Genomic DNA, 25,707 nt, shown 5'->3' with positions numbered 1-25,707 from the left:
TAAATGTATTATTTTCTAAAAATATTAAAAATCCTTTCTATAATATTTTTTGGTTTATTATTTCCATCATTACCATAACCGTAACCGTAACCGTAACCATAGCCATAACCGTATCCATAACCAGACTTTGCATTAACACCATTGATTACAATAGATAAATTATTTAATTTATTTTCTTTAAATAATGAGTTTGGAATTGTAATGGAATTTTTTCTTATGTAATTTGCTCTTACCACATAAATAAACATGTCAGAATATTTATTAAGTAATAACGTATCTGTAACTAAACTTACAGGAGCGGTATCTGCAATAATATAATCAAATTGTTTTTTTAATTCATCAAAAGCAAGTTCAACTTTTTTACTATTTAATAAAACGGCTGGATTTGGTGGTATAATTCCAGATGGAAGCACATAAAAATCAGTGTAACCTTCTTGTTTGTATATAATGTCTTCTAAATTAATTTTTTCATTTGAAAGATAATTACTCATACCAAAATCTGATTTTACATCTAAATAATCAGAAATTTTTGGATTTCTTAAATCCATTCCCATTAAAAGAACTTTTTTACCATAAAGTGCTAAAGTTCTCGACAAATTTACAGAAACAAACGTTTTACCCTCTTTTAGAATAGTCGAAGTTATAAAAATAGTTTTTGCTGTATCTTTTTTGGAATTAGTGAGCATAAACTCAAGATTTGTGAGTATTATTCTGAAAGATTCAACAACACTTGAACGACTTATGGAAGTTACATCTTCTAAAATATCTTTTGTCAAAGGTACATCTCCAAGATATGGAATAGATGAAATTCTTTCAATATCAGATCTTGTGTGTATTTTATTATCTAATAAAAATATAATAAATAATATACCTAAAGGAATAATCAAACCAATAACAAATGCTACCGACATGATTAATTTTCTGTTTGGTCCAATAGCACCTTTAGAAAATGCAGCATCAATAACTTTAGCTTTTGGCGAAGTTACAGATAATGCGATAGCCGTTTGTTCAGCTTTTTGTAATAAATAAGAATATAATTCTGCCTTAACTTTTTGTTGTCTATCAATTTTTTTATAATTCATTTCATTTGTAGGAACCATACTAACTTTTGTTTGAAAAAAGTTTTCTTGGTTTTGCAAATTTCCTTGTCTGATTCTCAAAGCACGACCTTCGTTACTCAAAACTTTTAAAATCTCAGCTTTCCGCCATTTTAATTTCTCATCTAAATTAACGATATAGGGATTGGCAATTGTTGAAGTTTTTAAAACCCTTTTTCTATCCAAAACTCCATTGTTAAATTCGTCTATTAGTCGCATTGCGGGACTACTTGATGGCAATATATTACTTGGAATTAAATCTTGATTAGTTGCTTTTGAAACTTCCTCTGCCATATAGCCATTTACAGAAATTTCTGTGCTAATGTCCGTAACATTTCTTCTATATTGTGAATTTTGATTCAAATTTAAAGAAGCATCTGAAATTAAATCTGTTAAACCATTATTTTTCTTAAATGTTTCAGATTTTTTATCAATTCCTTCTAACTCTTCTGATATTACTTCTAATCTTTTTTTAATAAAAGTATAGGTATTATTAGCAATAATGTTTCTGTCTTCTGTAGCATCTAAATTATATTGTTCAACTAATTCATTAATAAAATCCATGGCTTTTGCTTCATTAGCTGTAGCCATATCAATAGAAATGATATTCGTATTTTTTGCGTTTAAAATTTTCAGTGCACTACTTAATGCTATTGCAGTATTTTTTATTGGTGCAACTACTATTGTAATTTTTTTATCAATTTCAATGTCATTAGATACTTTTTTTATTACAAATGTTCCAATATCTGATTTAAGAACAGTGTTGTATGTATATACTTTTTTAGCATCAAAATTCATTCCTTGAATTTTAAACTTAGTATCTGAAATTGGTGTCATATTTATCTGAAAGTAAGATTCCTCAAAATTTTTACTTTTCGATAAAAATATTATATTAACAGGCGAATTTTTATAGGCTTCAGTATTAATAACCATACCTTCAACAAAATAAGATACATTCATTCCTAATTTTCTAGCAGCTCTTTCTGCTAAACTTCTGGATTGAAAAATAGCTATTTCATTGTCAATACTATTTTTACTTCCTGGAAATACACTTAATTCACTAAAAGCATCTAATTCAGATCCACCTTTTTTATCTGATTTTATTAATACTGTAGATGATACACCATAAGTTGTTATAGTGTATCTTAAATAAAAATAAGCAATCGATAATGAAATTAATATGGATAATACCACCCATTTCCAATGTACAACATATTTGTATAATTGTTCTTCTAAATGTACGGTATGACTTTGACTGTTTGGGGTTGATTTATCTGTCATATTCTAGTAATTAGTATATATAAAGTTAGTAAACTTCCAAATATTGAAAGTGTTGTGGTTAAATTTGATCCAATAGCAGTTGAATTTACTTTAACTTCTCTTGGTTCTACATAGATCACATCATTTTGTTTTAAATAATAAAATGGCGAATTGACTAAATCTGCTTTAGTAATATCTACATAATTATAAGTTTTTTTTCCTTCAACATCTCTAATAATAAGTACATTTTCTTTTTTACCATAAAGCGTAATATCAGACGCTTGTGCCAAAGCATCTAATATTGTAAACCTATCACTTCCCACATTGATAATTCCTGGTCTCCCAACTTCGCCAAGTACTGATACTTTAAAATTTATAATCCTTAGATTTACAACTATATCTGTTGCATATTTTTTTAATTTTTCTTTAAAAAAATCAGTAAGTTCAACTCTAGTCATACCTGCAATTTTAATTGAACCTAATACAGGAAATTCAATATTTCCATTTTTATCAACTAAATAGGATTGTCGATTGACATTAAAATTAACGTTTTGAGCGGCTAACTTAGAATCTAAATTAAAAACATCAACTGATTCAGGATTCTGTGAAGAAAACCCTAAATATATAATATCATCTGGCTGTATTCGAGTTTCATATTGCGATACTATACTTTCTTTAACTTGTTCATTACCTTGAAAATAAATGTATTTTTTTCTAGATACACAAGAAGTTAATGAAATAATTGATAATATTACAATCAATTGCTTATTCAATTTCATATATTTATACTGATTTAATTATTTATTATTTATTTGATTTTTTTGCAAATATAGAATTTTATACTATTTGATTTATAAAATATTTTAATTTTTATAAAACGAATTTAAACTAATAAATTCTGGAACAATTTCTTTCATTTGAGAAACTACTACTTCATCATTATTTTCTAAGTAATTTTCAATAAGTTGTAAAATTTGTTGGTATATTTCCTCTAAATTGGTTTCATGATCAATTGAAATCATGATTTTTTTATGATAGGTTTCTTTAGTTTTAGCCTTATCATTCAATAATTCTTCATAAAGTTTTTCGCCTGGTCTCAATCCTGTTACCTTGATTTCTATATCTTTGTTAGGCTGATAACCTGCTAATTTTATCATTTTAACAGCCAAATCATAAATTCTTACGGGTTCACCCATATCAAAAATGAATATTTCACCACCACTTCCCATTATTCCAGCTTCTAAAACCAATTGGCATGCCTCTGGAATTGTCATAAAATACCTTATAATATCTGGATGTGTTAAAGTTACGGGGCCTCCTTCATTGATTTGTCTGGTAAATAAAGGAACAACCGACCCATTCGACCCTAATACATTTCCAAATCTAGTAATGATAAATTCTGTATGAAAATCTTTATTCATAAAACTTAATTGATTCAAATATTGCACCGTAAGCTCTGCTATTCGTTTTGATGCTCCCATAACACTACTTGGATTAACTGCTTTGTCTGTAGATACCAATACAAATTTTTTAACTTGATATTTGATGGCCAATGTTGCAACAGTTTTTGTACCAATAATATTGGTTTGAATGGCTTGCTTGGGGTTGATTTCCATTAAAGGAACATGTTTGTAGGCGGCCGCGTGATAAATGATATCAGGTTTGTGTTCTTTAAGAATAGCATCAATATAGTTGTAATTTCTTACATCACCAATTAATGGAAGTAATTCGATTTGATTGGTAAATATTTTTTCAATTTCTAATGTTAGATCATTCAAAGGCGATTCTGCTTGGTCTAGTAAAATAATTTTTTTTGGAGAAAATTTATACATTTGTCTTACAATTTCACTTCCAATAGACCCTGCTGCACCCGTTACTAATACACATGTAGCCTCGTGCTGTTCAGCAATTTTATGATTGTTAATAATAATCGAATCCCTTTCAAGTAAATCGTTAATGTCAAAATGTTTAATTCTATTAGAAACTTCTTGTCCATTTTCTAAATTGGAAATCTTTGGGACTGTAAAAACCTTAAAATTAAACTCTAAGCAGTCATTTACAATTTTAGTTTTTTCAATAATGGTTAATGAAGCATCTGTAAGTATAATTCCTTGACAATTATTCACTCTTAATAAAGCGGGAATACGAGATTTATTTGAAAAAATAGGTAGGGCTAAAAGTAATTTATTAGTATTACCATATCTATGATCTATAAATCCTACAACTTTATACTTTTGTGTTTTATTAGTTTGAATTGAATTCACTACCGAAATAGAATTGGTATCTGTTCCATATACCAATACTCTTATTTCATCTTTTCTGCTTGATACAGTACTAAAGTAGTATTCAAATGTTAGTTTTACAAAAACCCTAAACAATACTAAAAGTGTAAAACAAAATATAAAATTGATGACCAACCCTGCATTGCCAAAATATTTTACAAAATTAAAAAAATAAGCATTATTTATAAATAATAATGTTAATAATGTTACAACTTGTACTTTAAAAATTTTAAATGTATCTTGAATAGAGGAATGTCTAATAATACCTGAATAGGATTTAAAAAAATAAAAACAAAATAAATTTGTTCCAAAATACAAGCTTAATGCTTCTACAAAATAGCCATGAAAATACAAAGCCTTATTCATTTTGGACAACAGAAAATCTGTAAAAAACAAACAAGCAATAATAATTGTAAAATCAATAATAAGAATGATCCACCTCGGTAGATAATTCAAATTAGTAATTTTTTCTCTCAATTGTATTTTTAAGTTTTTTTTCATTAGTATTTAGAAGTAAAAACTTCTGATATTATGGTCTTAATTCTTAATTTTTCTGCTGCTGTTGTATTGGATCCAGAGGGCAAACAAAGGCCATTTTCAAATAAGTTTTCACATACATTTGTTCCAAAATAAGAATAGGAATTAAATATAGGTTGTAAGTGCATGGGTTTCCATAAAGGTCTGCTCTCAATATTATTTTGTTCTAATGCTATTCTCAAGTCTTCTCTTGTTATTCCATTTGTTATTTTAGGGTCAATCACAATGGCAGAAAGCCAATGGTTTGAACGAAAATCTTCGTTTGGCTCTTCAAAAACTGTTACTCCATCTATATTTTTAAATAAATCTTTATAAAATACATGCATATTTCTTCTTAATGCAACATGTTTATCTAAAACTTCCATTTGGCCTCTCCCTATTCCAGCACAAATATTGCTCAACCTATAATTGTATCCAATTGCTGAATGTTGATAATGCACTGCATGGTCTCTTGCCTGTGTTGCTAAAAAAACAGCTTTTTCTTTAATAGCTTTTTCTTTTGACACTAAAGCACCACCTCCAGATGTAGTAATAATCTTATTGCCATTAAATGATAATATCGAAATATTACCAAATGTTCCACATTTTTTACCTTTATAGGTACTTCCTAAAGCCTCTGCACTGTCTTCAATAATTGGAATATCATATTGAGTAGATAATTTTCTTAATTGATCAATTTGAAATGGCATACCATATAAATGTACACCAATAATAGCTTTTGGTTTTTTGCCTGCTTTGATGCTCGAAATTATTGCCTCTTCAACTGCTTTTGGACACAAATTCCATGTTTGGTGCTCGCTATCTACAAATATAGGTGTAGCACCAACGTATAATATGGGATTTGCCGAGGCTGAGAATGTAAAACTTTGACAAATTACTACATCGCCTTGTCCTATACCTAGTAATATTAAACTTAAATGAATAGCAGCTGTTCCCGAACTTAAAGCGGCTACGTGAACATTTTCTGATAAATATTGCTCTAAATCTTGTTCAAATCCGTTTACATTTGGTCCAAGAGGGGCTACCCAATTACTATCAAATGCTTCTTGAACGAAATTTCTTTCTGAATCTCCTAAATGTGGAGAAGAGAGCCATATTTTTGATTGATTCATATTGTTCTAAATAATGTTTTATATATAATGTGCAAATCTAATAAAAAAGTCCGACAATTATAATATTCTAAGTTCATTTTTATTTTATCTTTAAAAATAATTTCATCGTTATATGTTAGTGGATTATCGACAAACGACAAAATCTCCTCTTCATTGGCATATTTTATGGAGGCTTCAGATGTTAATCCTGGCTTTAATTTCAATATATTTCTATATTCTCCTTCTAATTTGTCGTAATATCCTTCAATGTCTGGTCTAGGTCCGACAAAACTCATGTTTCCTATCAAAATGTTCCATAATTGTGGAAATTCGTCTATTTTACTCTTTCTTAAAAATTGACCTATTTTAGATATTTTACCCGTTTTTGCCTCAATGGTTTTAATTTTATATATAATAAAAAGTTTACCATATTGACCAACTCTTTTCTGATAAAATATACCTAAACTTTGGGTATCTATTGTAGCAATACATACAAATATAATAATTATCCATGATAAAAATAGCAAACCAATTATGGAGAATAAAATGTCAAATAGTCGTTTCAGCATTTTATGGATTTAAAAATTTGATTATTTTACCAGGATTACCAACTACACATGCAAAATCGGGTACATCTTGGATGATGACAGCTCCAGCTCCAATTTTTGCCCATTTTCCAATTTTTATATTTGGAATTATACTCGCTCCAATGCCAATATGACTGCCCTCTCCTACGCTTACATTGCCAGCCAAGCAGGCATTTGGCGAGATATGTACATAATTACCTATAATACATTCATGCTCAATTATACTACTTGAATTGATGATGCAATGATCTCCTATTGTTACATCAGCGTTGATTACCACATTTGCCATGATTGCTGTGCCATTTCCAATTTTTGAAAACCTCGAGATTATGGATTTAGGGTGGATGGCATTAAAAAATGGATTAAATATTTGTGATGTTATATTTTTTCGTATTGTATTATCACCTATTGTAATTAAAAATTCCGTATTATTACTTATTTCATAAATATTAGGCTTGTATATTGGAATTTCATATAAATATTTTTCTTCAGAAAAATCATCTAATATACCATTAATTTGATAATTATTACAACATAAAATATCAATAATTACTTTTGCATGGCCACTTGCTCCATATAACATTTTTTTAGTTCCCATCAAATTTTTCCATTGATACTGAATTTTCAGCAGTTATTCCTTCTTTTATTAATATTTTCTTGATAGTCATAAAAACGATTTTAAGATCCAAAATAAAAGTACAATGGTCCACATACCAGACATCAAATTCAAATTTTTGTTTCCAACTTATGGCATTTCTTCCATTTACTTGTGCCCAACCAGTAATTCCTGGCGTTACTTCATGTCTGCGATTTTGTTCTACAGAATATAAAGACAAATATTCGGGCAATAAGGGTCTTGGTCCTATAAAACTCATCTCTCCCTTGGCTACATTAATGAGTTGGGTGATTTCATCTAACGATGTTTTTCGTATAAAATATCCTATTTTTGTTAGTCTATGTGCATCATCCAATAAATTTCCTAGTGCATCTTTTTTATCGTTCATCGTTTTAAATTTGATGATCGTAAAAATGTGTCCATTTTTTCCAGGCCGCTTTTGAAAGAAAAAGGGTTGACCTGAATTGGCAAAATATAAGGCTATTGTAATAATTATAAATACAGGAAAAATTAAAATTAATCCTATTATTGCAAAAAATACATCAAAAAAAGGTTTAATTATTTTTTTATACATACTTTATTTATTAAATATTTTTAATTCAATTAATTGTAAGTACTTTTTAGCTAAAACGTGTCTGTCAAAATTATTTTTAGCATACTCATAACCATTCTCGCCATGTTTTTTTAATATTTCAGGATTTTCTATATAAAACCTTATTTTTGCTTCAAAATCCTTTGGCCTTTCTGGTTCTACAAACAAACCTGCTTGTGCTTCTTCTACTAACGCTCTTGACACGCCATCGATGGCCATCAATATAGGTTTTTTGCAGGCCATATAATCAAATGTTTTGTTTGAATATACAGTTTTAAAAGTATCTACCCGTTTCAATACAGAGGTCCCTACATCTGAAGCTAAAATATACTTAAATACCAAGGCTTTAGGTACAGAGTCTATGAATTTTACATTAATACAATTCAGATCTTTTGCTTTCTTTTTCAAACGTTCTTTTTCCATTCCTTGCCCAATCAACAGGAATAAAATATTAGTATCTTCCAATAATTTACCAGTTTCTAATACCTGATCTAAATGATTCGCTACTCCATGAGCCCCAACATAAGTTATCACAAAATGTCCTTCCAGTTGATTGTCTTTTCTAAATTGTGCAACATCTAAAGAGTTTAATAAACCATCGGACAATGTGAAATCAGCCGCATTTGGTATAAAAATAATTTTTTCGGGATCCACTTTTTTATGTGCTATCAATGTAGTCCTAAATGCAGGAGTCAAAACATTGATAAGTTTTGCTTTTTTGTATAAAAATGCCTCAAGCCAATAGGCTAATTTGATAATCAAACCGTTGGTAACTACTCCTGTATCTATTGCCGATTCTGGCCATAAATCTCTAATTTCAAACACAAAAGGTATTCTTTTTAATCTTGAAAGTAAATAACCACTTATACCTATAAATAAGGGGGGTGAGGTAACTACAATACAATCAAATTTTCCTTTTGTTTTGAATATTCCTGCATATAATGACGAAAAAACAAATGAAAAATAACCCCAAAGCCTTCCTAAAAAATTGGTATTATAACTTTCAGATACATGACATCTAATTACTTGAACTCCTCCTTGTTGTTTTGCAACAAAGTATTTTCCTTTATATTCTGGCATTTTTTCAGACCCATTTGCATGAATCATACCTGCCAGTACAGTTACTTGATGCCCCTGATCTATCCAAACTTTTGACATTTCATTCCACCTTGAACCTCCAGGGTCATTTTCTTCTAAAAAATATTGATGTAATAGTAAAATATTCATTAATTGATTGTTATTTGGGTTTTTATCTCATCTTCAAATTCAAAATAGCATCCTATTTGCTGTTCTTTATGACCATATAATGATGAATAATACGATTCAAAAGATTTTGCATTAACTGTATTTTGTGTATCGTTTGCAATGATTTCAACTAGACTATTTGGAGCTATATTCCAACATTGTTGTGCCATTTTTCCAGTACAATTTTCTAATCTATCTTCTACTAACCATTTCAATTGTCCTTTGTATTTTGTTACTTTACGAACATGTGTTATTTTAGGATTAATATAAGTAAAAACGCTTATTTTTCCTTCAAAAATATATGAATCTTCTGTTTCATTAAACGTAAAGTCGAGTGCCTTTGTCCAATAAAACCATATAAATCGACTCCCTTTATACATCTGATTGGCACCTTCTAGCATAACTGTATTGTGTGATTGTGTACCCATAAAAAATTGCACCCATTTCGGATCGGTATTGTATTTATAAGAACCAGCATCTCGAAAAACATTGATGCCATTTTTCCAAATATCCAAATGCAAATTATCTGCCTGAAAGGGCCTATCTTTATAACTACCACACTTAAAAAATGTAAATGAATTTGCTTCTCTAATCAAATAATACCCGCTAGGTTTAAACAATGTTACTCCATATTTTTGAACTAAAACATCAAATGAATACAAACATTTTGACTTTGTAATAAAGTCTTCTTGCTGGTTTTCAAATAAGTCTTGTCCTGTTAATATTACATGAAGTGTATTGAGTTGCGGCCTATAATCTCTAAACTCGTGATTTGATAATGGAAAAAATAAGGCACCGTCATTTGACCCATAGTTTGGCAAATGTCCATTAGATTTTTCTACAAATTGATATAAAAAATTCAAACACGAATAGGCCTTTTCATACACTTTTTTTGAAAAATATTTTTTATGAATATTGGATATTTGAAATCCAAAACATAATAATTGTATCAAAACCCTATGATAATTCATACTATGCTGTATAAATGCACCATCTTCATATATTTGATAATCAATTTCTTGCTCAAAATAGGTAATACCACGTTGGCTCCATTTTTTGGTTTCAGGAATATATGGAAACAGCATATTACTCAAAGCAAGTATCATGGTTTCCGTAATTGCATGATTATTTCTTACAGCTATTCTAGAAAAATGAATATGTTCATTTACATGATGCAATTGCCAATATACCGCATTTTGTATTTTTTGCCATAATTTTTCTGTTAAATTAGTAGTATCTTTGTAAAAATTCAACACATATAACCAATTCAATAATCGTAATGAAATTTCCTGACTGCATTTCCAGTTTGGCCCCTGATTTATGGGATTTTGGTCTATCCAACTTTCAATTTCCGAAAAAACAAATGCCGAATGGTCTTCATCAAAATGATAATCATATCGCATTATTGTAAGCAAATAGGTAAATCTGCTTTTTTCCCATACATATTTTATATCACCAATTGCTGCATTAAAATCCTGAATTTTTGTCCAATGATCTTGTATATTGTATTCATATCCCGAATCAGGATTTTTCAACCAATTGTAATCCAATCCTAAATGAATCCATTCATTACTAAAGAATAAAATTGAGCCATTTAAAATATTGAAAGCATTTTCTTTTAATTTTTCATCTCTTATTTTTTTATCTTGAATCGTTTTTCTACATTCAAATATAAATAAGGGAGATTGTTGTCGCCATGTGTCTAGCGATATAAATGATTTCGTTTCAGGGCACACGGGATGTTTTTTTTGCAATAAACCTGTTCTTTTTTCCAATTCATGCCATATCCGATATCTAGTGTATCGGAACCCCATATTTTTATAAAGCTGTAATGCCAATTGAATGTTCATTAGTTCAAATGGTTACATATTTAATAAAATTTCTACAATTCTTTCTGCTGTTTTACCATCCCATTTTTCTGGAATCGATCCTTTTTTCCATTTTCCAGCATTTAATATTTGTAAGAATGGTCCAATTTTTTTTGGATCTGTTCCCACAAGTTCATTACTACCAACGGTAACTGTTTCGGGACGCTCTGTATTGTCTCGCAATGTCAAACAAGGAATGCCCATCACCGTAGTTTCTTCTGTTATTCCACCAGAATCGGTTATTACAGCCTTAGCATTTTTTACCAAATAATTAAACTCCAAATACCCTAACGGTTCTACATAATACAAGTTATCATATTGAATACCAATGCCTTCCAAAATTTTTGCCGTTCTTGGATGTACTGGAAAAATAATGGGCAACCTTTCTGAATGTAAAACAATTTCTTGAATCAATTGTTTTAACTTTCCTTCCTCATCCACATTGGCTGGGCGGTGTAAAGTCATCACCAAATACTGCTTGTTTTTTAATTCAAGTGCATCAAAAAAATCAGGTTTTCTTAAATTATGCATTTGAATCATCAAAGTATCAATCATTGTATTGCCTACAAAATAAATATTATTTTCAGCAATACCTGAATTTTTTAAATTAATATTGGCTACTTCCGATGTCGTAAAAAAATAATTTGTTATAGCATCGGTAACCATACGATTTATTTCCTCGGGCATACTCCAATCTCCAGATCGAATACCCGCTTCTACGTGAGCAACTTTAATTTTCATTTTTTGTGCCACAATCGCACATGCCATCGTAGAGGTTACATCTCCTACAACCAAACACAATTCTGAAGGCGATGACATCAGTAATTTCTCATAACCTATCATTATGGCAGCTGTTTGCTCTGCTTGTGTGCCTCCTCCTGCTCCTAAATTCACATCAGGGTTTGGAATTTGCAATTGCTCAAAAAACGATTCACTCATATTCTTGTCAAAATGCTGTCCTGTATGAATCAACCTAAAGGAAATATCTTTTCCTTCAGATTTTGCTTTTTGAATGGCATGTGTGATAGGTGCAATTTTCATAAAATTAGGTCTTGCACCCGCAATTAAGTCTATTTTCATATAATTCGATTATTTTATTTATAAATTTGGAGCTATTTCCAGCTTTTCGTTTCAATCTTTTAATTTTTTTAAAGAAAAAAATTAAAAGGATTTCCACTTCAATCTGGGCTAGGGCAATTTGCTACTTTTGGGCAATGGCAGTAAATTCAATCTCTACCAAATATTCTGGTGCTACAAGTTTGCTTATTTCATAAAATCCAGTTGTAGGTTTTACATCCTTAAAAAAGCTTGCATGGGCACGGGCAACTTCTTCAAAAGTATTAATATTTGTAGTAAATATTCGGGTCCTAATGACATCTTGCATACTCACCTCCAAATCTTGTAATACTACTGCTACTCTTTCTAATATATTCAATGTCTGACTATAAGCATCTGTTGCGGTTACTTTTTCTCCATCTACAATTGCAACTGTTCCAGATACTTCTATAATATTTCCAATCCGTACTGCTCTGCAGTATCCCATTTTATCTTCCCAAGGCGAACCTGTAAGTATATTTTTTCTCATTTCTAATTAATTGTTTGCTAAATAATTCAATACATTTTTCTCAATTCTTGATTGTATATCAGTAATATCTGCCTTAACAAAACTTTCTCCTAATATATTTTCAAATAATTCTATATATCTATCAGATACAGATTCTATATATTTATCAGTCATTTCAGGAATTTGCTGTCCTTCTTTTCCTTGAAAACCATTTTCAATCAACCATCTTCTTACAAATTCTTTTGACAATTGCTTTTGTTCTTCGCCACTTGCTTGTCTTTCTTCATAGCCTTCTGAATAAAAATACCTGCTCGAATCGGGTGTGTGTATTTCATCAATCAACACAATTTGACCCTCTTTTGTTTTTCCAAACTCATATTTGGTATCTACCAAAATCAACCCTCTCGATGCCGCAATCGCAGTACCTCTTTCAAATAATGCTCGGGTATATTGCTCTAAAATGATATAATCTTCTTCAGAAACTAATTGTTGTTCTAAAATAGATTCTCTTGATATATCTTCATCATGCGACCCGTTGTCTGCTTTTGTTGTTGGTGTTATTATTGGACTAGGAAAACGATCATTTTCTCGCATGCCCTCTGGCATTTCTACACCACATAATACTCTTTTTCCTTCAGAATAGGTTCGTGCTGCATGACCTGATAAATAACCTCTAATTACCATTTCTACTTTAAATGGTTCACACAAATGTCCGATTGCTACATTAGGATCTGGTGTGGCAAGTAACCAATTTGGAACTATATCCGCTGTCATTTCCATGAATTTTGTAGCTATTTGATTCAATATTTGTCCTTTATATGGAATTCCTTTTGGCAAAACTACATCAAAGGCAGACAATCTATCCGTAGCAATCATCACCAATAAATCATCATTTATTTGATAAACTTCTCGCACTTTACCTCTATATACTGATTTTTGGTTCGGAAAATGGAATTGAGTAGTAGTAATTGTATTCATTTGTCAATGTGTTGTATTTTTTGCAAAAATAATAAATTTAATAACTAATTTCGTTTTTTCAAAAAGTATTTATTGCTATCTTTTTTTTGATGTAAATTACAAATAACATTATTTAGTATAATATAAAAGCATAAAAAATTAATTATTAATATGATTAATAGATTTTAATTTTGATTTTTAAAATATAAAATCTTATGTTTATTTAATATTAACTTACTTTTGAATCTTATTAATTTTGGAAGTTTATTCTAATTAAAATCTGATTCCGTTTTGTATGTTTCACCTTCATTTCCGGCAGGATAGTAAGCTGTAGTCTTTGATTTTATTAATTTAGTTTGGTTTTTCGTATCAAATGTATATATTATTTGTTTAAAAGGCTTGGCATCTAATCCATCACTTTCACACATATAGGATAAATAAAATTCTGGCATTCCATCTTGATTTTCGTCACTTATACTACAATTTGAATAATCAAATTCAGGCCAAAAAACCTCATTGCCAAAATCTTGAAATGTTATTTTTTTTATTAAAACATTGTTTTTATTTTCTATTATAAAGGCATACAAATTGTGCTCAGAAATTGTAAAAGGTTCATTATAATATTTTTCAACTACTCCGTAATTACCATTTTTTTGAATACCATATACATCACTATAATTACCCCCATAATTTGATAATTTACGAATGTTTTTTTTAAAAATAAAATCAAATACTTTATTATTCATTTCACAATGAATTATCATGGTAGTTTTTCCATATAATAATTTATCATATTCAAATTCTAAATAAGAATTTTCCTTCTTAAATTTTAGTGAATCTTTTGGATAATAATATTTTATTGAATTGGGTTGGATTTGAGAAAAACACCAAATAAACTTAGTGAAAAATAGTAAAATTACAAATAAAAATCTCATTATAAAACCATTTAATAAAAAAACCTCCCGTTTTCATAATGGGAGGTTTTAATTTTTTATTATTATTAAACATGCAAAGCTCTATTTTCTGTTGCTGCTAATGCGGCCTCTTTTATTGCTTCTGCAAATGTGGGATGGGCATGACTCATTCTCGAAATATCTTCGGCAGAAGCTCTATATTCCATGGCAGTTACTGCTTCAGCAATCAAATCTGCTGCTCTTGCTCCAATGATATGGATCCCCAAAACTTCGTCTGTTTTGGCATCTGCTAATATTTTAACAAAACCATCCAAATCGGCACTTGCTCTTGCTCTTCCTAATGCTTTAAATGGAAAACTTCCAGACTTAAATGTAATGCCAGCTTCCTTCAATTGCTCTTCTGTTTTTCCTACAGCCGCAACTTCTGGCCAAGTATATACAACACCTGGAATTAAATTATAATCGATATGGGGTTTTTGTCCCGCCAAAATTTCGGCTACTAAAACACCTTCTTCTTCTGCTTTATGGGCCAACATGGCTCCTCTAACTACATCGCCAATGGCGTAAATGTTTGGAATATTTGTTTGTAAATGATCATTTACTTCAATTTGACCTCTGTCTGAAATTTTTACACCAGCATTTGCAGCATTTAAGCCATCAGTATAAGGTCTTCTACCAACAGAAACTAAGGAATAATCACCCTCTAATGTAATCATTTCTCCTTTAGCATTTTCTGCCTGTACCACAACACCCTCTCCACTTCTTTCAACAGATTTGACTTTATGAGAGGTATAAAATTTCATACCTTGTTTTTTCAAAACTTTGGTCAATTCTTTTGAAAGGGCTGCATCCATCCCAGGAATAATTCTATCAAGATACTCAACTACAGATACTTGTGCACCTAATCTTAAATAAACTTGTCCAAGTTCAATACCAATAACCCCACCTCCAATTACAACCAAGTGTTTAGGCACTTCTTTTAATTTTAATGCCTCTGTTGATGTAATGATTCTTTCTTTATCAATTTTGATAAATGGTAAATTAGATGGTTTTGAACCAGTTGCTATAATTACATTTTTGGTCGAAAGGGTTTCTGTTGTACCATCTGCTTTAGCAATGGCAATCGTATTGGCATCTATAAACGAACCAAGTCCTTCAAAAACTGTAATTTTATTTTTATCCATTAAAAATTTTACTCCTCCCGATGTTTGATCTACAACGGCTTGTTTTCTGGCAATCATTTTTTCTAAATTGAATGCAATGTCGCCACTAATTTCAATGCCATGATCGGCCAAATGGGCCAAATCGCTATAATGATGCGATGATGAAAGCAATGCTTTTGATGGAATACATCCTACGTTCAAACATGTACCCCCTAAGGTACTGTATTTTTCGATGATTGCTGTTTTAAATCCTAATTGTGCACAGCGTATTGCTGACACATATCCTCCAGGCCCTGAACCTATTACGACTACGTCAAATGAACTCATAGTTTTATTTTTTTTTATGCTTACAAAAGTACAAATTATTTTTTTTTAACAAATATTTTTTTTGTTATTTTTTAATTAAAAACAAATGATTTTGTAATTTTGTTAAATTTTATCTAATGTTTAGTCTTTTTTCTTGCATATAATTATAGAATCATACCCAATTTTAATCCCATGCGGCTTCAATAAATTTCATTTCTTCATTTTTACTATTTGTAAGAATTAAAAAATGACCTTCTATTTTGTATTTTGTAAAAGTTTTTAATTTTTTACAAAAAGCGTTTTCTAATGCAATATCCATACACATTTTTTTGGTGCTTATCACATCAGAAAATTGTATGTTCTTATCGTTTTTTATTTTAAAACTAAAATGTAAATCATTGCAACCCATTTGAGCCGAACCAGAATTGGAGTCATTTATTCGTATTTGTGCTTCATTTTGTACCAGTTGTTCTTTGCTAAATTTTTCAAATTTGACTAGCATCCACACATTTTTGAGTTTTTCTAAATTATTTTTTTGAGCTTGACCAAAGAATGTCATTGGAAACAAAATAAGTAATAAAGGTAACATGTATTTTTTCATTTGTTGTACTATATAATGATTATCATAATTAATTTAAAAATCCAAATCAAAAGTTTTTTTCAGTAATTCGATACTGGGATTGATTTCTTTCAATCGATTGTATTTATCAATTGGCGTAAATGCAAATTTTGTTTCAACATTTTCATTAACATTTACTTGAATTGTAATTTCATGATTATGCAAATGACCTCTTAAATATCCTAATAACCCATTTTTTTCAGTTTCAAAATCAATTTTTGAGCCTTCATTAGCAAGCTCCAATGTAATAGTTGTGCCATCTAAAATAGGATTATTCATAATCAATAACGATTCCATGATTTTATATCCTTTTTGTCCTAATCTTTCAGCATATTTGTTCCAATACAATCGCATTTCTGTTTCTGTAAAAGGCTCTTTTGGCAAATGTGTAGGATCATGTTGCACTGTTGCAGCTTGTTGCATTAACTCTTTTTTAGCTTTGATGCTCGACAAAGAAAATGCAGAAACCTTTGGTTCATTTGGCTTAAAATCAGGTTCTTTTGGCTTTACAGTTTGTTGATTTGTCTCAAAATTTTGGCTTGGTGTTTTTGGTACGGGTTTGTCTTCAACAATAGTATAAGCTACTTTTTTAAAGTAGGTTGCTGGAATTATGAAGGATTCAACTTTTTTTTTTCTCCATCAAAATCGATAGAGGCCAATTGCATTAAGCATAATTCTGCCAATAGCCTTTGATTTTGTGAGGATTTATATTTCAAATCACAATCATTTGTCAAATCTATAGCTTTTAATAAAAATGCTTGATGGGTTTTTTGTGCCTGTGTGCCATACATTTTTTGGGCTTGTTCGCCTGCTTCTAATAATATTAATGTAGCTGGAGTTTGAGCCACTAATAAATCTCTAAAATGCGAGGCCAAACCAGCTATAAAATGATGTCCATCAAACCCTTTTGACAATATGTCGTTGTATGCAACTAATATTTCGGGTATTTTTCTGTCTAATATTAAATCGGTTATGTCAATATAAGTTTCGTAATCTAAAACATTTAAGTTTTCTGTAACCGCCTGTCTTGTTAGGTTTTTTCCACAAAATGAAACAACTCTGTCAAAAATAGACAAGGCATCTCTCATAGCACCGTCTGCTTTTTGTGCAATAATGTGTAAAGCATCATCTTCAAAAGCAATCCCTTGATTTTCTGCTACTTCTGCTAAATGTTCTTTTGCATCTTTTACCGTAATTCGTTTGAAATCAAATATTTGACAACGAGATAATATTGTAGGTAAAATTTTATGTTTTTCAGTTGTTGCTAATATAAATATTGCATGACTTGGCGGTTCTTCTAATGTTTTTAAAAAAGCATTAAATGCTGCAGACGAAAGCATGTGTACCTCGTCTATAATATAAACCTTATATTTTCCTGTTTGAGGTGGTATGCGAACTTGCTCTATCAAATTTCTTATGTCATCAACAGAGTTGTTGGAAGCCGCATCTAATTCAAAAACATTAAATGCAAAATCCTCCATTGGGTCGTCATAGCCTGGTTGGTTTATTTTTCTGGCTAAAATCCTTGCACACGTGGTTTTACCTACACCCCTTGGCCCCGTAAATAATAGTGCCGATGCTAAATGATTTGTTTCTATTGCATTGAGCAATGTATTTGTAATCGCTTTCTGTCCAACAACATCTTTAAATGTTTGTGGACGGTATTTTCTAGCTGATACAACAAATTGCTCCATTTGATTTTATATTTTTTGATTTGACAAATGTAATTGTAAATTTTAATATTTCAAAAAAAAATTATTCTTTTTAAAAAAGCTAAATGCAACTAATAAATGCAACTTTTTAGGTTTTTCAATTAAAATTAAATCCCTATTTTTCAAAAAATTAGTATATGTTGTAACAATTTATTATTTTTACGACTTACAAATAAAATTAATAGTTAATTTAATATATTTAGAATATGAAATTTTTAGGCAATGTATTATCCACGGTTGTTGGTATTTTTGTTTTTTTGATGGTAAGTTTTTTTGGAATCATCATTTTAGGTTTGATTTTTGGAGGTGGCGATGATGCCGTATCTGTTGAAAAAGATAGCGTTTTAGAATTAAATTTATCCGAAATTACAGAAGATTATGCTGGAAAAACCAACTATAAAGATATTAATTATTTTGAAGCCAAGCACGATGGTTTAATTGATATTTTAAATGCTATAGACTATGCAAAAACAGACGAAAATATTAAAGGTATTTCTATTTTGAATAACTATTCGATGTTAGGAATTGCTCAAACAAAAGCTTTGAGAGATGCTTTGGAAGATTTTAAAAAATCAGGAAAATTTGTTTTGGCTTATTCTGACGGGTTTTCTCAAAAAGAGTATTATTTAAATTCGGTGGCCAACACCATCTATTTGAATCCCGTTGGCGATTTAGATTTTAAAGGTCTTTCTGCCCAATATTTATTTTTTAAAGATTTTCAAGAAAAAACGGGCCTCAAAATGGAGGTGATCAGACACGGTAAATTCAAATCGGCTGTTGAACCGTTTTTAGAAAATAAAATGAGCGACGCCAATAAAGAACAAACTTCGGCTTTATTAACTTCATTATGGAATTCAATTGTAAATGATATAGCAATTAGTAGAAAAATTCCTGTTCAAACTTTGAATGAAATAGCAAACGGACTTTTAGCTAGAACACCACAAATGGCAAAAAATGTTCACTTGATTGATAAAATCGCTTATGAAGATGAATACCATAATGACATTAAAACATTATTAAAAATTGATAAAAAAGAGGACTATAATGTTATAAGCATCAGTGATTATTCTAATAATGTTGCTACTACGGCTTCAGGAGTTTTAAAAACAGATAAAATTGCCGTGATTTATGCACAAGGCGAAATCAATGGTGGTGAAGGAGATGTAAACATTATTGGCGAAGGGGCTATGAGACGTTCCTTGCAAGATGCTCGTAAAGATGAAAATATCAAAGCTATAGTGTTGAGAGTCAATTCGCCAGGAGGAAGTGCTTTAACTTCTGAATTGATTTGGAGAGAAATTGAAATTACAAAAAAAGTTAAACCCGTAGTGGTTTCAATGGGAAATTATGCTGCTTCAGGTGGTTATTATATTTCTTGTAATGCTAATAGAATTTTTGCCGAAGCCAATACCATTACGGGTTCTATTGGTGTATTTGGAATGTTGCCTAATTTTAATGAAGCGGCAAATAGATATGGGATTCATGCTGATCAAGTTAAAACTCACGAAAATGCTTCTAGTTATAGTCCATTTGTTCCTTTAGATGATAAATATAGAGCATTTACATTAGAAGGAGTCGAAAATATTTATAATGTTTTTTTACAAAGGGTTTCAAAAGGACGTAAATTAACCATAGCTCAAGTAGATGCAATTGGTCAAGGAAGGGTTTGGAGCGGTGCCGATGCTAAAAAAATCGGACTTGTAGATGACATTGGTGGTCTTGATGCGGCCATTCAATATGCTGCTAAAATTACAAATACAAAAGATTATGGAACCGTAAATTTTCCTGAATACGAAAAAGATTTTAAAGATATGTTTAAAAATTTACCTTTTGCTTCTTCAAAAACGGAATTGATAAAAGAAGAAATTGGTAATGAAAATTATCAAATATTACAAAAAATCAAACAACTTAAAGCACGACAAGGAGTTCAAGCCATATTGCCTTACGAATTAGAAATTAAATAGTTGACTTGTTATTACATTTGTTTTTTTGAAAATGGCATTAAATTAATGGCATTTTCGCAAATAAAAAGGCTGTCCAAAATAAATGGACAGCCTTTTTTATCTTAATTTTTGAATATTATTTTTGATTTTCAATCCATTTTCTGGCGTTTACAAAGGCTTCTAACCAAGGTGAAACTTCATCCTTTTGATTTCTGTCTGGATAATTTGCCCAATTCCAAGGGAACGTTGAACGCTCAATGTGTGGCATCATTACTAAATGTCTTCCAGTAGTGTCGCATAGCATGGCGGTGTTGTAATCCGAACCGTTTGGATTGGCAGGATAGCCTTCGTAGCCATATTTTGCAACTATATTATATTGATTTTCAGGCATTGGCAAATTGAATTTCCCTTCACCGTGCGAAATCCAAACGCCTAAAGTAGCCCCTTCTAATGTGGAAAGCATCACCGAGTTGTTTTTCTGAATTTTTACCGATGTAAAGCCGCTTTCATGTTTGTGGGAATCGTTGTGTTTCATTTTTCCATGCACTTCATGCTCTGGATTGATGAGTTCCAATTCCATCATCAATTGGCAGCCGTTACAGATTCCAACAGAAAGGGTATCTTCTCTTTTAAAGAAGTTTTTTAAAGCCGTGTTTGCTTTTTCATTGTATAAAAAGGCACCTGCCCAACCTTTTGCCGAACCCAACACATCGGAATTGGAGAAACCACCCACAGCACCAATAAATTGTATATCTTCCAAAGTTTCTCTTCCCGAAATTAAATCGGTCATGTGAACGTCTTTTACATCAAAACCAGCCAAGAACATTGCATTTGCCATTTCTCGTTCGGAGTTACTTCCTTTTTCACGAATAATGGCTGCTTTAGGCTTTGCACCAGCAGGAATTACAGGTAATTTACCATCAAAATGCGATGGAAATGAAAATTGTAATGGTTGTTTATCAAAATTCTCAAAACGTTCTTTTGCTTTTCCGTTTTTTGTTTGTTTTTGGTCTAATAAATACGAGGTTTCATACCAAGTTCTTCGGCACGTGGCAATATCCAATTTCCAAGTTCCAAATTCCAATTTTCCAGAATTAGTAACTTCACCAAGATTGAAAAATTCTACTTTATTTTCATTCAAATAAGCTTCAAATTCTTCATTATTAGCAGGTTGAACGACAACGCCGATGTTTTCTGAAAATAATATTTTGACTAAATCTTTTTCTTCAAAACAATCAAAACTTAATTTCATTCCCGTTTCCTCAAAGTTTGAGGTTCCCCCTTCGGGGGTTAGGGGGCTGAAACATAATTCTAATAAAGTAGTAATCAAACCACCACTTCCAATATCGTGTCCAGCATTAATTTTTCTGTCTTTAATTAACTCTTGTAAGGTGTTGAATGCTTTTTTGAAAAACGTAGCGTCTTTAATAGTTGACGTTTCATTTCCAACTTTATTTTGCGTTTGATAAAATGAAGAACCTCCTAATTTAAAATCATCTTGTGATAAATTGATGTAGTAAATGTTTCCGCCATTTCGTTTAAAAACTGGTTCTACTACTTTAGTGATATTCGAACAATTTCCTGCTGCTGAAATAATAACCGTTCCTGGTGCAATTACTTCGTCATTTGGGTATTTTTGTTTCATTGATAAGGAATCTTTTCCTGTTGGAATATTGATTCCCAATTCGATAGCAAAATCCGAACATCCTTTTACGGCTTGATACAAACGGGCATCTTCACCTTCGTTTTTACACGCCCACATCCAGTTTGCCGATAAAGAAACCGAAGCTAAACCGTCTTTTAATGGTGCCCAAACTAAATTTGAAAGCGATTCTGCAATGGCATTTCTACTTCCGGCTACCGGATCAATTAAAGCTGAAATAGGAGCGTGCCCAATAGAAGTAGCAATTCCTTCTTTTCCTTTATAATCTAAAGCCATTACACCTACATTATTTAAAGGCAATTGTAACGGACCTGCACATTGTTGTTTGGCTACTTTTCCACCTACACAACGGTCTACTTTATTGGTTAACCAATCTTTACAAGCTACGGCTTCTAATTTTAATACTTGATTTAAATAGGTTGGAATTTCACTGGCATTATATTCCGAATTACTATAATTTCTAGCAACAGTAGTATCTGTCATTATGGTTTTTGGCGAACTTCCAAAGAAATCTTCCAAGGCATAATCCATTGGTTTTTCGCCTTTCGATTTGGATTCAAATGTAAAACGATGGTCGTTGGTTACATCACCCACTTCATACATTGGCGAACGTTCTCTATCGGCAATGCGTTGTAAGGTTTCGATGTCTTTTTGCCCAATAACCAAGCCCATTCGTTCTTGCGATTCGTTTCCGATGATTTCTTTTGCCGAAAGAGTTGGGTCGCCCACAGGTAATTTATCCAAATCAATTAAACCTCCTGTTTCTTCTACCAATTCCGATAAACAATTCAAATGTCCACCAGCACCATGGTCGTGAATAGAAACAATAGGGTTGTTATCACTTTCCACCAATCCACGAATGGCATTGGCAGCACGTTTTTGCATTTCTGGATTGGAACGCTGAATGGCATTTAGTTCAATCCCAGAACCAAAAGCACCTGTATCTGCTGAAGATACTGCGGCACCACCCATTCCAATTCTATAATTTTCACCACCCAGAATGACAATTTTATCACCTGCAGTTGGTTTCTTTTTTTTCGCTTGGTCTAATTTTCCGTATCCAATTCCACCGGCTTGCATGATTACTTTATCGTAACCTAATTTGCGTGCTTCCTCTTCGTGTTCAAATGTTAAAATAGAACCTGTAATTAAGGGTTGTCCAAATTTATTTCCAAAATCGGATGCTCCGTTTGAGGCTTTAATTAAAATATCCATCGGCGTTTGATACAACCAAGGGCGAGCTGCCATATCGTTTTCCCAAGGACGATTTTCTGCCAAACGAGAATAAGAAGTCATATACACTGCAGTTCCCGCTAAAGGCAACGAACCTTGTCCACCCGCTAAACGATCCCGAATTTCTCCTCCCGAACCTGTTGCCGCTCCATTAAAAGGCTCAACTGTTGTAGGGAAATTATGCGTTTCTGCTTTTAATGAAAGTACCGAATCAAATTCCTTTTCTTCGTAAAAATCGGGTTTATCAGCGCTTTTTGGTGCAAACTGTATTACTTTTGGACCTTTAACGAAAGCCACATTATCTTTATATGCCGAAACAATTTCGTTTGGATGTGTTTCAGATGTTTTTCTAATTAATTTGAATAACGATGTTGGTTGTTCTTCGCCATCAACAATAAAAGTTCCGTTGAAAATTTTATGACGGCAGTGTTCTGAATTGGCTTGTGAAAAGGCAAAAATTTCAGAATCGGTTAATTTTCTATTTAATTTAGTAGAAAGATTGTTTAAATAATCGACTTCTTCAGCACTCAATGCTAAACCTTCTGTTTTGTTGTACGATGAAATATCGTCAATTTCTAAAATAGGTTCAGGTTGAATATTGATGGTAAATATTTCTTGATGTAATTCTGTATATTTTTGAAACAACATTGGATCAAAATCTTGAAAATCAGCCGTTACTTTTTGGAATTCTTCAATTCTGATAATTCCTGAAATACCCATATTTTGAGTAATTTCAACCGCATTTGTACTCCAAGGCGTAATCATTGTGGCTCTTGGACCAACAAAAAAATCCGCAAGTACGGATTTTTCTATTTTATGTGCGTTGCCAAAAAGCCAATTTAATTTGTTGCAATCTTCTGTCGATAAGTTGGTTTGCGTTTGAACCGCAAAAACTGTAGCTGTTTCGTTACCGAAAAATGTAATCATGGTGCTGAATTTAGTTGTGTTGGCAAAATTAGTATTTTACAATTCAAAACACAAAAACTTTATGATTTAAAATACATTTTATTTGTATAGTTTACCAAATAACAAAGATTTGATTTTTTTTTTGTATTAAAATTAAAGTTATGAATTGTAAAAGCTAAAATAATTTATAAATTTGTAGCGAAATGACAATTAAAAATATAGCATTTAATAATTATAGAAATATTATTTTATTAAAAAACATTAATTATTTTTAAAAAAATATAAGATTATAAAAATTGATATTTATATGAATACATTTTAATGTCATAAATATTTTATAAAAAAAAATAAATTTACATATAAACCTAATGATTAATGATTTAATAATTAAAAACAATGAAAATCACAAACTTAAATAACAATTTAGAGCCTACACCATCAAACAAAAAAAAATACATTATCATCATAATTGCGGTATTAGTATTATTTGGTTTTGCAATACCAAAAATATTGAAACAATTTGAACAAAAAGAAGTTACATGTTTGCCAAATAAGAATGCTATTTACGAAAAATATAAAGATGCAGTTGTTTTAGTAAAACATACTTACAGTTATCAAGTTTCGATTAAAGGTGCAAAACCGTTTATTTTGAATGTAAATGATGCCAATTATGGCGAACAAACCATTACAGGAACTGGTTTTTTTGTATCTGAAGATGGTAAAATAGTTACCAATCATCATGTGGCAGAACCTTGGAAATATGAAGATTTGAATAAAAATTTAAGTGATAACTTAGCTCAAGAAATTTCATATATATTACCAGAAAATATAGATCCAGACGAGGCTAAAGAATATTTGGAAAAAAATTGGGATATGGTAAATTATGATGAAGAAGGAGGAGCAAATTCTGAACAAGGAACATCAGAAAATAACGAGAACACATCGCCACAGCAAACCATAACCGCCACAGATTCAATAGATATTAGTGAAGAAGCAGCAAATTTGGTTGAAGAAAACCATCAATTAGAAGCAGCACTAGAAACCTCAAGGAAAATGGCAATTGAAGATATAGAAGTTATTCCAGTATCTGTAAATATAAGCATTGCTTTACATGGTTCAAATGATGAATGGCTAGAATGTGAAATTTTGAAAACAGCAGATGATGGCGAAATAGATGTGGCTGTTTTGCAAATTAAAACCAAAAAAATACCAGAAAGTGTTCAAAATGTGGTTGATTTGCAATCTGCCGTTAGCGACGATACCAGTATCAAGCCAGGAACAAATGCTGTTTTGATAGGTTATCCAATGGGTATGACATTAGCAAATACCAAAAAAGGGATTAAAGTACAAATTTATGAAGGTCAAATCAATAAAGAATCAGATGGCACAAGTTTACAATATAGTGTAACCTCAACACATGGTGCCAGTGGATCACCCGTTTTTAACGAATGTGGTCAATTGATAGCCGTAAATTATGCTGGATTTGACCAAGCACAAGGTTACAATTTTGGAATTGTTGTTAAACATGCTTTAAATCTTATCAATTAGAAAA

At 30.9% G+C, this 25,707-nt stretch carries 20 protein-coding genes; 2 read left to right on the top strand and 18 right to left on the bottom strand.

Annotated features, from left to right (window positions below):
- Positions 1-8 precede the first annotated feature (8 nt).
- The 17 genes from FBFL15_RS08035 to dnaX all read right to left on the bottom strand — a co-directional run bounded on the left by FBFL15_RS08035 (position 9) and on the right by dnaX (position 18,392).
- Complete coding sequence (locus FBFL15_RS08035; protein WP_014084117.1) at positions 9-2,378, bottom strand: GumC family protein; 2,370 nt, start codon at positions 2,376-2,378, stop codon at positions 9-11.
- Entirely contained in the window at positions 2,375-3,136 is a 762-nt protein-coding gene (locus tag FBFL15_RS08030; RefSeq protein ID WP_014084116.1) for a polysaccharide biosynthesis/export family protein, read from the bottom strand. The genes FBFL15_RS08035 and FBFL15_RS08030 overlap by 4 nt, the downstream gene beginning before the upstream one ends.
- An 84-nt stretch (positions 3,137-3,220) precedes the next feature.
- Positions 3,221-5,140, bottom strand: a complete 1,920-nt coding sequence (locus tag FBFL15_RS08025; RefSeq protein WP_014084115.1) for a polysaccharide biosynthesis protein — start codon at positions 5,138-5,140, stop codon at positions 3,221-3,223.
- The gene (locus tag FBFL15_RS08020; RefSeq protein ID WP_014084114.1) at positions 5,140-6,288 is read right to left on the bottom strand and encodes a DegT/DnrJ/EryC1/StrS family aminotransferase; all 1,149 of its coding nucleotides are present in this window, start codon (positions 6,286-6,288) and stop codon (positions 5,140-5,142) included. The genes FBFL15_RS08025 and FBFL15_RS08020 overlap by 1 nt, the downstream gene beginning before the upstream one ends.
- On the bottom strand, positions 6,285-6,836 hold the full coding sequence (locus tag FBFL15_RS08015; protein ID WP_014084113.1) for a sugar transferase: 552 nt from the start codon (positions 6,834-6,836) through the stop codon (positions 6,285-6,287). Before FBFL15_RS08015 ends, FBFL15_RS08020 begins: the two co-directional genes overlap by 4 nt.
- Position 6,837: 1 nt before the next feature.
- On the bottom strand, positions 6,838-7,452 hold the full coding sequence (locus FBFL15_RS08010) for an acetyltransferase (protein ID WP_148267905.1): 615 nt from the start codon (positions 7,450-7,452) through the stop codon (positions 6,838-6,840).
- Positions 7,442-8,044, bottom strand: coding sequence for a sugar transferase (locus tag FBFL15_RS08005; RefSeq protein WP_014084111.1), 603 nt, complete (start codon positions 8,042-8,044; stop codon positions 7,442-7,444). The genes FBFL15_RS08010 and FBFL15_RS08005 overlap by 11 nt, the downstream gene beginning before the upstream one ends.
- A gap of 3 nt (positions 8,045-8,047) precedes the next feature.
- Complete coding sequence (locus tag FBFL15_RS08000) at positions 8,048-9,289, bottom strand: glycosyltransferase family 4 protein (RefSeq protein WP_014084110.1); 1,242 nt, start codon at positions 9,287-9,289, stop codon at positions 8,048-8,050.
- The gene (locus FBFL15_RS07995; protein ID WP_014084109.1) at positions 9,289-11,157 is read right to left on the bottom strand and encodes a heparinase II/III domain-containing protein; all 1,869 of its coding nucleotides are present in this window, start codon (positions 11,155-11,157) and stop codon (positions 9,289-9,291) included. Before FBFL15_RS07995 ends, FBFL15_RS08000 begins: the two co-directional genes overlap by 1 nt.
- Positions 11,158-11,169: 12 nt before the next feature.
- Positions 11,170-12,255, bottom strand: coding sequence for a non-hydrolyzing UDP-N-acetylglucosamine 2-epimerase (gene wecB / locus FBFL15_RS07990; RefSeq protein WP_014084108.1), 1,086 nt, complete (start codon positions 12,253-12,255; stop codon positions 11,170-11,172).
- A gap of 121 nt (positions 12,256-12,376) precedes the next feature.
- On the bottom strand, positions 12,377-12,760 hold the full coding sequence (locus tag FBFL15_RS07985) for a RidA family protein (protein WP_014084107.1): 384 nt from the start codon (positions 12,758-12,760) through the stop codon (positions 12,377-12,379).
- A 6-nt stretch (positions 12,761-12,766) separates the two neighbouring features.
- On the bottom strand, positions 12,767-13,717 hold the full coding sequence (locus FBFL15_RS07980) for a phosphoribosylaminoimidazolesuccinocarboxamide synthase (protein ID WP_014084106.1): 951 nt from the start codon (positions 13,715-13,717) through the stop codon (positions 12,767-12,769).
- 248 nt (positions 13,718-13,965) lie between these two features.
- Entirely contained in the window at positions 13,966-14,631 is a 666-nt protein-coding gene (locus tag FBFL15_RS15755; RefSeq protein ID WP_014084105.1) for a hypothetical protein, read from the bottom strand.
- Between the two features lie 65 nt (positions 14,632-14,696).
- Positions 14,697-16,100 (bottom strand): dihydrolipoyl dehydrogenase, encoded by a 1,404-nt coding sequence (lpdA, locus tag FBFL15_RS07970; RefSeq protein ID WP_014084104.1) that lies wholly within the window; start codon positions 16,098-16,100, stop codon positions 14,697-14,699.
- Between the two features lie 163 nt (positions 16,101-16,263).
- On the bottom strand, positions 16,264-16,680 hold the full coding sequence (locus FBFL15_RS07965; protein WP_014084103.1) for an META domain-containing protein: 417 nt from the start codon (positions 16,678-16,680) through the stop codon (positions 16,264-16,266).
- 33 nt (positions 16,681-16,713) lie between these two features.
- Positions 16,714-17,121 carry a DNA polymerase III gene (locus FBFL15_RS07960; protein WP_223302248.1) on the bottom strand — a complete coding sequence of 136 codons (408 nt, stop codon included), beginning with the start codon at positions 17,119-17,121 and terminating at the stop codon, positions 16,714-16,716.
- Between the two features lie 185 nt (positions 17,122-17,306).
- The gene (gene dnaX, locus FBFL15_RS07955) at positions 17,307-18,392 is read right to left on the bottom strand and encodes a DNA polymerase III subunit gamma/tau (RefSeq protein WP_014084101.1); all 1,086 of its coding nucleotides are present in this window, start codon (positions 18,390-18,392) and stop codon (positions 17,307-17,309) included.
- Between the two features lie 224 nt (positions 18,393-18,616).
- Here dnaX and sppA point away from each other — a divergent pair, with 224 nt between their 5' ends.
- Positions 18,617-20,374 (top strand): signal peptide peptidase SppA, encoded by a 1,758-nt coding sequence (gene sppA, locus FBFL15_RS07950; protein WP_014084100.1) that lies wholly within the window; start codon positions 18,617-18,619, stop codon positions 20,372-20,374.
- A gap of 115 nt (positions 20,375-20,489) precedes the next feature.
- On the opposite strand, the gene purL is transcribed toward sppA, so the two are convergent.
- The gene (gene purL / locus FBFL15_RS07945) at positions 20,490-24,176 is read right to left on the bottom strand and encodes a phosphoribosylformylglycinamidine synthase (protein WP_014084099.1); all 3,687 of its coding nucleotides are present in this window, start codon (positions 24,174-24,176) and stop codon (positions 20,490-20,492) included.
- Positions 24,177-24,551: 375 nt separating this feature from the next.
- On the opposite strand from purL, the gene FBFL15_RS07940 reads away from it, so the two are divergent.
- Entirely contained in the window at positions 24,552-25,703 is a 1,152-nt protein-coding gene (locus FBFL15_RS07940; RefSeq protein WP_014084098.1) for a S1 family peptidase, read from the top strand.
- Positions 25,704-25,707: the final 4 nt, after the last annotated feature.

Origin of the sequence: Flavobacterium branchiophilum FL-15 (genome assembly GCF_000253275.1) — a bacterium.
GTDB classification, from domain to species: Bacteria; Bacteroidota; Bacteroidia; order Flavobacteriales; family Flavobacteriaceae; genus Flavobacterium; species Flavobacterium branchiophilum.
Note: the sequence above shows the minus strand (reverse complement) of the source record. Positions and strands in the feature narration are given on the sequence as shown.

Coding starts and splice junctions, on each gene's coding strand:
- FBFL15_RS15755 (WP_014084105.1), bottom strand. CDS start 14,631: ATGAGATTTTTATTTGTAATTTTACTATTTTTCACTAAGTTTATTTGG.
- dnaX (WP_014084101.1), bottom strand. CDS start 18,392: ATGGAGCAATTTGTTGTATCAGCTAGAAAATACCGTCCACAAACATTT.
- FBFL15_RS08010 (WP_148267905.1), bottom strand. CDS start 7,452: ATGGGAACTAAAAAAATGTTATATGGAGCAAGTGGCCATGCAAAAGTA.
- FBFL15_RS08020 (WP_014084114.1), bottom strand. CDS start 6,288: ATGAATCAATCAAAAATATGGCTCTCTTCTCCACATTTAGGAGATTCA.
- FBFL15_RS07985 (WP_014084107.1), bottom strand. CDS start 12,760: ATGAGAAAAAATATACTTACAGGTTCGCCTTGGGAAGATAAAATGGGA.
- FBFL15_RS08015 (WP_014084113.1), bottom strand. CDS start 6,836: ATGCTGAAACGACTATTTGACATTTTATTCTCCATAATTGGTTTGCTA.
- FBFL15_RS07940 (WP_014084098.1), top strand. CDS start 24,552: ATGAAAATCACAAACTTAAATAACAATTTAGAGCCTACACCATCAAAC.
- FBFL15_RS08000 (WP_014084110.1), bottom strand. CDS start 9,289: ATGAATATTTTACTATTACATCAATATTTTTTAGAAGAAAATGACCCT.
- sppA (WP_014084100.1), top strand. CDS start 18,617: ATGAAATTTTTAGGCAATGTATTATCCACGGTTGTTGGTATTTTTGTT.
- FBFL15_RS07980 (WP_014084106.1), bottom strand. CDS start 13,717: ATGAATACAATTACTACTACTCAATTCCATTTTCCGAACCAAAAATCA.
- wecB (WP_014084108.1), bottom strand. CDS start 12,255: ATGAAAATAGACTTAATTGCGGGTGCAAGACCTAATTTTATGAAAATT.
- FBFL15_RS07965 (WP_014084103.1), bottom strand. CDS start 16,680: ATGAAAAAATACATGTTACCTTTATTACTTATTTTGTTTCCAATGACA.
- FBFL15_RS08005 (WP_014084111.1), bottom strand. CDS start 8,044: ATGTATAAAAAAATAATTAAACCTTTTTTTGATGTATTTTTTGCAATA.
- lpdA (WP_014084104.1), bottom strand. CDS start 16,100: ATGAGTTCATTTGACGTAGTCGTAATAGGTTCAGGGCCTGGAGGATAT.
- purL (WP_014084099.1), bottom strand. CDS start 24,176: ATGATTACATTTTTCGGTAACGAAACAGCTACAGTTTTTGCGGTTCAA.
- FBFL15_RS08035 (WP_014084117.1), bottom strand. CDS start 2,378: ATGACAGATAAATCAACCCCAAACAGTCAAAGTCATACCGTACATTTA.
- FBFL15_RS07995 (WP_014084109.1), bottom strand. CDS start 11,157: ATGAACATTCAATTGGCATTACAGCTTTATAAAAATATGGGGTTCCGA.
- FBFL15_RS07960 (WP_223302248.1), bottom strand. CDS start 17,121: ATGCAACAAGCTGCAACAGTGCAACATGATCCTACACATTTGCCAAAA.
- FBFL15_RS08025 (WP_014084115.1), bottom strand. CDS start 5,140: ATGAAAAAAAACTTAAAAATACAATTGAGAGAAAAAATTACTAATTTG.
- FBFL15_RS08030 (WP_014084116.1), bottom strand. CDS start 3,136: ATGAAATTGAATAAGCAATTGATTGTAATATTATCAATTATTTCATTA.